Raw genomic sequence first — 6,460 nt, 5'->3', positions numbered from 1 at the left:
ATTAGTCACATATAATATATGTTACTCTATGGTAACGTGTCAATAGGGTCAAGGGGGATTTATTTGAAGAGCCTCAGCAGGTATGGTACGACAAATCAGTTGAAAGAGGGGATGATTGCATTCCTGCAGCAACAAAAAAGCCCTGCTCCCGGGAGTGGGAAAAAGGGCTGGTCATGGATCGGCGATGGCGATACCCGGTATGAATTTGGATTGCTCAGCCCCCGATAACGCCCAGAACCATCTCGGTTAATCTGCCGATCGTAGGCTGATCCAGGGGACGCTGCAGCTGATACATGTTCACGGATCCCGACAGGCGGGTTGTGCATTCAAAATGCCACGGGGTTAGACCGCTCTCCGCGAGGAGCGAGCTGCGGTAGGTATGGCGATGGAGGAGCGGCAGGCGCTCCAAACCCCTGATTTCCCGGATCTCGGGCTGCTCGCAGTCTGTTTTGACCAGTTCAAAAACGCCGGCCAGCGGAATCGGTTCGGATGCAAACTTGGCGAGAACCGGGACCGCATACTTCGTTTCCCGGTCGAACAGAGGACGGAGACCACCCGCGTCCATGCCAAATGTGTCAAGGCTGTCCTGCCAAAGCTTCTGCTGTGGATAGGCGGGGGCAACAAGTGGAAGCTGCTCCGAATCCATCGTAACGGCGATGACATCGTCGGTCAGCAGCTGGCATCCCTGCTGCAGCAGGGCGGATGCCAGCGTAGACTTGCCGTGTCCGGAATGGCCGACCAGGGCATAAGCCTTGCCGTTCATGACGACGGCGCTTCCGTGCAGGGGCAAAATTCTTCTCTGCATCAGAATAGCTCCCATGCAAGTACCGAGGACATACAGCCGGATCTGATCCTCGTCCGCGTCTGCCTCCAGCGAGACGTAAATGTCGGTTCCGTTCTCTGCGCTGAACACGGCCAGCTTCGGAATCCGGAACATCACCTGCTGCTCACTTACGGCGAATTTGTTGACGGGTGTTTCCCGCTGTGCCCAGGCATCGTCAAGGTCGGCGAAGCCGATCCGCACCTGGATATCTTGGCCGAAATGCCCGACCGGCCGGAGCTCGGGCAGCGGGATTTCACTTTCTATCGTAAGCCCGAAGGCTGTATATATCGCTGGTTTGATCATATATTTTCTCCGCTTCGTCAGAAGAATGTGGATATAAGAACAGCCCTTACCCCATATAATTGGGACCAAGGGCTGCTCCTGATCGCTCGGTTATGAATTGGAATTAGCTGTAGAAGACAGGATCATCCGGGTCCGGTTGGAAAGAGTCCGGTTTGCCTTTTCCGGGGCCAGCCATCGTCATGCTGACTTCCAATACTTCCAGTTCAGGTGTAGTCCATTCTTTTTTCATCGATTTCACCTCCTTTCAAAAGTTTCGCTCCAGAAAGCGATACACGATCAAGCTTCGCATCAGCACCTTGATGGCAGGGCTGTAGGCCTGGCTTGGGTGCATCCCGTTTCTGGCTTCGTCAAGCGCTTTGCGTACGACAGGAATGTTCAGCACCTGCTGCATGCGGGAGTCCCGGCACAGTTGGTCCAGCTCTTGGATCATTTGCGACCAGTGCGGAGCCATCCGGTGGAGGATATCGGCCGCCTGGATCCCCTTGAGCCGCTGATTCAGCCGGACGTTGTCGGGAAGGTAGCCTTGGGCAGAGCGTCTGATCAACGCGCGGTCGAGGCCGTTCTGCACATACTGCTCCATCGGTACCGACAGGCAGAACCGGATGACGCGCAGGTCGTTGGTCGGATCATGCGCCCAGAGGGGATACTGCAGCGACAGCTTGCTGAAGCTCGTTCCTGTCGTGCTCCAAACGTTATAGCTGTCAAAATGATACTTTCTCGCCTCCACCGGGTCGGAGGGAAGGTCTTCGCCCGATCCGATTTCGGTGAACTGCCTGTCCGTCAGCTTGTCGTAAACGCCGGCCTGTCTGGCGAATGCTGGGTTAACCAGCTGCGGAAATTCATGGGCGGACGAGGCGGCATGCCTGCGCTTCAGAAGCGGAAAAGCCTGCTTGCACAGCTCGGCTATGATGCGCTTGCGTCCTACGCCAATGTTCATACTGTATTGATTAATCTCCCCGCGCAGGCGGACCCACGCCAATTTCTTCATCAGCTTGGCATAATAGTCCAAGGCGTTGCCCCAGGAGATGCTGTAATTTCCTCTTGCGCCATTCAGCAGAATACCCACCCCGCGCTCATGCGCCTGTTCGTAAATTCCCCGAAGCCAGAATGAATTTTCGAAAAATTTGTAGGGTGTCTCCATAATGTCCAGCCAGTGGTCGATATCCGTATACGGACTGCGGCCGTTAAAGCTGAGGTAGCTGTCCTCGATGTTGCCCGCATGTTGGACGGTCTGCCGGATAAGCGGCCTTTCGTCGGCCAGTCTCCGCTTGGGCGTCCAATCCTCGAAGCCGTCTTCGGGAACGTAGCTGAACGTATGCAGTTTCCGGTGATCACGCTCCAGCGCTTTGGCCGCAAAACCGGCAACCGACCCAGAATCCAGTCCCCCGCTTAAATGAGCCCCGACCATCCGGCTTGTCCGCTGCAGCCTTGAGTTAACGGCCTGGTTAAACACGTCGCGGAAAGCTTCCTGATATTCTTCGGAAGATTTAAGCTGCAGGGGGGAAGTCTCCGTCAAGCTGTAGTATCTGGAGACGGACACCTGGCAGCTGCGGACCGTGAGCGTATGCGAAGGCGGCAGCTGCTCGATATGCCGGTAAACCGTCGTAGATAAGTCCGGCGGCTCAAAAACCCCGCTGATGGCAAGAAACTCGGCCAGCCAAGCTTCGTTCAGCTCCTGTTGAACATACGGCAGGGTTAACAGCGGGCGAATGGCCGTGCAGAAGGACAGCTGTTCCCCGTTCCGGTGATAATAAAGCGTTCGTGCACCAGAGAAATCCCGGGCTCCGAACAGCATCTCCTTGTTGCCGTCCCAGATCATAAAAGCAAAGTCGCCGACTAAACGCTCCGGCATCGACTCTCCCCATTTTTCGTAAGCGAGCAGCAGAATTTCCCCGTCCGTCATGGCTTGTCTTCCACGAGTAGGGACCTGCAGCCCATCCATCAGCTCATCACGGTTATCGATGATGGCGTCGGCGGTAATGGCCAGCCTGCGTTCTGCGCAATAGAAAGGCAACAATTCGTGGGCAGACTGCTGCGTGATCCACTGGGCGTGACAGCCGAACCACACATGGCCCTGCTGCCATACCGAACTCCGGTCTGCCGGATACCGTTTCAGCGACTCCATAATGGGCGCTCCGGCGCTGACGTCTAAGGGGTCTTGGCTAAACCGGTAAATCCCCGCAATTGCGCTCATGACATCTTCCTCCGTTATGTACCGTTCAAACAATTTGCGACAATATGTATCTAGTTCTTCTGTATCATACTACATGTATACATATTGTATCAACATTTTTTTCAACGTGCGAAATTTAGTGAATTTGGATGAGGAAAGATTACCTGGTTTGCTTTTTGTCGGATGGGAGAGCTGAACGCGGAGGCCGCGCTGCTGTTCTAGCACGGTTTGTCCGCTTGATAAAAGCCTGGAGCATAAGGCAGAACAGGTAAGCGCAGAGGATGCCGAACGTATCGTTCACGATGTCGTAAATCCGTCCGCTTCGAAAAAAATCAGCTGAAGAACTTCGGTTAACGCTGCGTACAAGATCGCCGTCATGACGGCAAGCTTTGAGCCGCGCAAATTGGACAAGAGCAGCTCCAATAGAAAGAAACCGATAAAATGCCCGATTTTTCGGTTGATCCAGGCCTCGCTCGACCACTGCAAATCAAGTTTGAGCAGCTCACTCCAATCGGGTGAGGGGTTCAGCCGGAAATCCGCCTGGTGATGGTGGAGAAGGGCGTTGAAATCGAAAGAACAAGTAAAGACGAACAGGCAGACCGCCCACGTCACGGTGAGAAAAATGCGCATAATTCCTCCTTCATTTAAAGCGCTTCCATTATATATGTGTTTGTTCTGAGATGAGAGAAGGCGTGTTTGCGATACAAAGTGTAACTTTTTTCGGCAAGTATATAGCAGCATTTTTCGGATTTCAAGTTTGAAGGCCGTCAATTTTTTTAACGCCAGAAAGGGAATGCGGATTTTAACTGTCTGAATATGCATGGAAATGCGGATGAAAGCGTTTTTTTGCTGCATAATCATGTCGCTTTTCGAAAAAAATTAGAGTCATTTGCTTGACATGATACATTTTGTATCTTAAAGTGTAGGATGAATAATACATATTGTATCGGTAAGGTGTGACCCACAACTGCAGTTGAAAAATGATTAGCGGGGGTAGCGTGTTTATGGAGCTTAAACAGTATTTTCGAATCATTGTAAAAAAGTGGTGGTTAATTGCGGCGATTGTCGTTATTGCCGTTGCGGCTACCGGAGTCAAAAGCCTCTACCTCACGACGCCGGTCTATGAGGCCAACGCCAAACTGATCGTTAACCAATCCGCCTCCGCGGACGGCGGGGCCAGCTTGAATGCCGGAACGATCCAGACCAGCATTTTCCTCATTAACTCCTATAAAGAAATTATCAAGTCGTCCGCCATTATGAACAAAGTCGTGCAAAAATATCCCGATCTGAAAGCATCGCCCGGTGAACTTGCAGCGATGATCTCGGTCACTTCAGCCAATGATTCACAGGTCATGAACCTGGTGTATCAGGATCCGTCGTATACCCGGGCGGCCAAAATCGTTAATGCCGTCTCCATGGTGTTTAAGGAGCAGATTCCCCGCATTATGAACGTGGACAACATTACGATTCTTAGCGAAGCCGACACCAAGGCCTCCCCTGGACCGATCAACATTAATCCGGTCATGAACATGCTGATCAGCTTTGTCGTTTCCCTGATGCTCGCCATCGGACTGGTTTTCCTGCTTGACTATCTGGACGATACGGTGAGAACTGAGGCCGAGGCTGCGGAAATTTTGGACATGCCGGTACTTGCAGTCATCAGCGAAATGAACCGGGCGGATTTGAAAACCCGAAGCGGCACAAGTATACCAAATCAAAAAGTAGGTGAAGGCAAGTATGCGACGCTCAATCAATAAAGAAGCCCTGGTCGTATCCGGGAATCCAACCTCCCGGGTATCCGAGGCTTACCGGCTGCTCCGGACCAAAATTCATTTTTCCCCCAAAGACGCGGCGCATCAGGTCATCATGGTCACATCGACGCGTTCTTCCGAAGGCAAAACGACAACGGTCAGCAATTTGGCGGTGACCTACGCGATGGAAGGCCGGAAGGTGCTCCTGATTGACGCGGATATGCGTAAGCCGGCGCTGCATGACATCTACTCCCTTTCCAACCGGCACGGGCTGAGTACGGTACTGGCCGGGGACGTGCTGGTGCAGCAGGCCGTTCAGGAGACGGGCATCAACCATTTATCCCTGCTGACGGCCGGGCCCGTGCCGGCAAACCCGGCAGAGCTGATGGACTCAGCCTCCATGCGGGACATGCTGATACAGCTTCGGCAGGAGTACGACGTTATCCTCATCGATACGCCGCCGGTGCTTGCGGTGTCGGACGGTGTCATTACGAGTGCGTTATGCGACGGTGTCATCATGGTGGTTGCCGCGGGCAAGGTCAAACGGAGCCACCTGAGGGCGGCCAAGGAACAGCTGGATCACGTGAAGGCCAACATGCTGGGGCTGGTGCTTAACCGAAGCAGCCGCGACCAGCAGGCCTTTGCTGCGGACCATTACGGTATGCAGGCTCAATAAAGACATGGTTTTCAAGAAGGTAATGCCTACTGCACCTTTATCACTGGAGGCACTCGGTCACGCTGTGGGTCCTATGGACCTTAGACATTCATTGTCGAGGGTGTGATGTGAGGACGGGTTGAATGCCCTGTTTTTTAGAAAATGGAGCTATGGTCTTTTCCCTGTTTGCGAAGAGCATATAGCTAGGTTTTCTACATACACAGCATGCATCTGGGGTACAAAGAAAATATAAAAGATGGGTAGTGAATGAGATGAGGAAAGTGAAAAAGCGATTATTCCCGCCGCGGGCTTGGAACCCGGTTCTTACCCGCGACCAAAGCGATGCCGAAGGAAATGCTGCCGATCGTCGACAAGCCGACGATTCAGTACATCGTAGAAGAAGCGGTGGCGTCCGGAATTGAGGACATTATTATCGTGACCGGCAAAGGCAAGCGCTCCATCGAGGACCATTTCGATCATGCGTTTGAGCTGGAGAACAATCTGTTCAGCAAGGGGAAGTTTGACCTTTTGGACGAAGTCCGCCGGTCCTCCAACGTGGAGATTCACTACATACGCCAGAAGGAAGCCAAAGGGCTGGGGCATGCGGTGTGGTGCGCCCGCAACTTTATTGGCAATGAGCCCTTTGCAGTGCTGCTTGGGGATGACATCGTACAGTCCGAGGTGCCCTGCATCCGCCAGTTGGTGGAGCAGTACGAGCAAGTTGAAAAGTCCGTCATCGGCGTGCAGACCGTTCC

General features: G+C 53.2%; 6 protein-coding genes and 1 pseudogene. 3 read left to right on the top strand and 4 right to left on the bottom strand.

Features of this window, described 5'->3' with window-relative positions; all coding sequences use genetic code 11:
* Positions 1 to 214: 214 nt before the first annotated feature.
* From CPT76_RS01445 to CPT76_RS36505, 4 genes are all read right to left on the bottom strand, one after another.
* On the bottom strand, positions 215 to 1,126 hold the full coding sequence (locus tag CPT76_RS01445) for an aldolase (protein WP_105441697.1): 912 nt from the start codon (positions 1,124 to 1,126) through the stop codon (positions 215 to 217).
* 103 nt (positions 1,127 to 1,229) lie between these two features.
* Positions 1,230 to 1,355, bottom strand: a complete 126-nt coding sequence (locus CPT76_RS01440; protein ID WP_105441696.1) for a paeninodin family lasso peptide — start codon at positions 1,353 to 1,355, stop codon at positions 1,230 to 1,232.
* A 15-nt stretch (positions 1,356 to 1,370) separates the two neighbouring features.
* A complete protein-coding gene (locus tag CPT76_RS01435; RefSeq protein WP_105441695.1) occupies positions 1,371 to 3,320 on the bottom strand; it encodes an asparagine synthase-related protein in 1,950 nt (649 codons plus the stop codon).
* 276 nt (positions 3,321 to 3,596) lie between these two features.
* Positions 3,597 to 3,929, bottom strand: coding sequence for a hypothetical protein (locus tag CPT76_RS36505; RefSeq protein ID WP_146116116.1), 333 nt, complete (start codon positions 3,927 to 3,929; stop codon positions 3,597 to 3,599).
* 374 nt (positions 3,930 to 4,303) lie between these two features.
* Here CPT76_RS36505 and CPT76_RS01425 point away from each other — a divergent pair, with 374 nt between their 5' ends.
* The 3 genes and pseudogenes from CPT76_RS01425 to CPT76_RS01415 all read left to right on the top strand — a co-directional run.
* Complete coding sequence (locus CPT76_RS01425) at positions 4,304 to 5,056, top strand: YveK family protein (protein WP_076170381.1); 753 nt, start codon at positions 4,304 to 4,306, stop codon at positions 5,054 to 5,056.
* Complete coding sequence (locus CPT76_RS01420; RefSeq protein WP_105441693.1) at positions 5,037 to 5,726, top strand: CpsD/CapB family tyrosine-protein kinase; 690 nt, start codon at positions 5,037 to 5,039, stop codon at positions 5,724 to 5,726. The genes CPT76_RS01425 and CPT76_RS01420 overlap by 20 nt, the downstream gene beginning before the upstream one ends.
* A gap of 251 nt (positions 5,727 to 5,977) precedes the next feature.
* A pseudogene (locus CPT76_RS01415) lies at positions 5,978 to 6,460 on the top strand (UTP--glucose-1-phosphate uridylyltransferase); the annotation flags it as partial.

The sequence above is a fragment of the Paenibacillus sp. AR247 genome, assembly GCF_002968895.1.
GTDB lineage: Bacteria > Bacillota > Bacilli > Paenibacillales > Paenibacillaceae > Paenibacillus_AQ > Paenibacillus_AQ favisporus.
This window is presented reverse-complemented; position numbering and strand designations above follow the sequence as displayed.